Genomic DNA, 2,184 nt, shown 5'->3' with positions numbered 1-2,184 from the left:
CCATTATAAATATAATTCGCACCCGTATTGTAATTGCGCGCTGTGGTGGTTTGTACATTACCACTGTTTGTGCCCACCGCTGCTATGCCTCCAGAGGAGCCGATACCTAGCGTGCCACCGGATGACAATGTAAATGTGCCCGCCCCATTGATCACATTATCGCCAGCATAAAATATGGATCCACTATTAATAGTCATTACATCACCCGTCGGTATCGCTAGTGTAGCATTTGTATTTGTAACTATTGCCCCTCCACTATTGCCTATCGTTAATCCTCCATTAAAAGTTAAGGTGTTTACACTCGTGATGCTTTGATCCGTTGTTCCATTAAAAGTTACAAGACCGTCACCGGAAGTAAATGTGCCGTTATTGGTAAAATTCCCTCCAATATTAATGGCAGGGTCATTAGCACCATTGAATGTAGTAGTTGCTTCAATTGTAAGATCTCCTCTTACAATAAGTGTTCCAGCAGCAATGGTTTTATTAAAAGAACTTAAGGTTGATAGCAGGAGATTGGCATAAGAAGGTGTAGTTGAAATTGTTTGCGCTGTATTGGCATGTGCATAATGCACCGTTGTACCCATTGCTATATTTCGGTTTGCGAATCCTGGAAATTGGGTTGAAGTTCCTCCCGCCCCACCTACTCTTCCAAGCCTAAAAGTGCTCCCATTTTCAAGATTTAATGTTCCGGTACACGTAATTGCAAATCCACTGTCTTTCAGAAGGCTATTTGAAACAATATCTCCAATCGTCAACGTAGAAGCATTCAGGTTAATGGCTTTCCTGAAAGTAACGCCTGCCGGATTATTGATTTTCAATGTTCCGCTATAAGTTGGTGCATTTTGCGGCCAGAAGTTTTGAGGCAATGTACCATTCAGGTTAATCGTAGTTCCTGACGGAGGATTCGTGAACCCTCCCCCGGTAGCAGTAGCTCCTGCATTGGCAGCCACATTACCTCCAATATTTATCACTGCATTACCTGTCATATCCACATGGTGCCTGTTAAAGCTGGATGCCATAATCAGATTTCCTGTAATAGTAACAGTACCATTTGTTCCAATACTGATAATTACATCTCTTCCATCATTACCGCTGGTTTGCATCGTAAAATCTCCCCCACAATTCAATATACCCAGTACGTTAATTGTTCGATTTCTTCCGTTAGTTGTTGCGGAGCCGAATGTAATATTACCGCTTACGGTAAGTGTAACACCAGCATTAATAGTCAACACTCTTGATGCGGTAGGATTTCCTGTCCAGGATATGCTTGCACAGGAAGTACTTGTTGTTACAGTAATAGTTGCACTGGTATTAATAACCACATCATCGCCAGGTCCGGGAGGAACGCCACCTACCCAGGTACCACCAGCATTCCAGTTACCTGTCACATTATTTGAGGTGATAGTAGCAGCATATAAACAGGTATTATACAAGAATAAGAATACTGCTACTAAATTTATTAGGTAGTACTTATTAAAGCATTTATTACTGCGAAATATTCCAGTAATAATTTTCAGTAGCATGGAATGCATAACATACTTATTGTGATAGTAATTTGCGCCGCCTTAGTAAAAAAACATTTTACCAGGCAGTTGAGAAATTACTCAACAACTGTATGCTCAGGGGAGTTTCCGTTCTCGATAGATAGTCAGGTATTGGGATCAAAATGAAACAATGACATCTATTAACGGATATTATTATGCAAAGATACCTGATAAAAGATTAAAAAGAGATTAGATGTTTGCATTTAAGCTATTACTAATCTGCCCATTTTTGCAAAAATGGTGTTACTGCTTATAAAAGTAAAAGCAATAATTAGCCTTGTACATTAATTACACCTGTATCAGGAAGGGTTAAAACTGCCGCATCATTTATTTCAACGGTCTGACAGTTAACCGTAGTTCCTGCCAAAACGGTTTTTGCACCGGCATTGCTTATGATCAGGTTATTATAGGTAAAAGCCGTGATTGTCTGTGCCCCGCTTCCATTATACTCAAAGGTATTTCCGGTAACCACATAAGTAGTGGTGGTGGCTGTGGGCGTAAATACATTCGATACCCGTACCGTTCCTCCATTTACAAAGGTTACCGTTCTTGTTCCATTTGTGCTGATTACCAGTGTGCCATAGTCAGCGGCACTTACTGTCTGAGCTCCGGCTCCATTATAGTTCACCGTAAGGCTTCC

At 40.8% G+C, this 2,184-nt stretch carries 2 protein-coding genes; both read right to left on the bottom strand.

Translation table 11 applies throughout. From position 1 onward, the window contains the following. Positions 1–1,532 (bottom strand): hypothetical protein (locus ACH30E_RS16875; RefSeq protein WP_490825765.1); only part of this gene is annotated, 1,532 nt, incomplete at its 3' end. A 283-nt stretch (positions 1,533–1,815) separates the two neighbouring features. Further along, positions 1,816–2,184 (bottom strand): hypothetical protein (locus tag ACH30E_RS16870; RefSeq protein ID WP_490825764.1); only part of this gene is annotated, 369 nt, incomplete at its 5' end.

The sequence above is a fragment of the Sediminibacterium sp. FW305-C-61 genome, from assembly GCF_058231065.1.
This window is presented reverse-complemented; position numbering and strand designations above follow the sequence as displayed.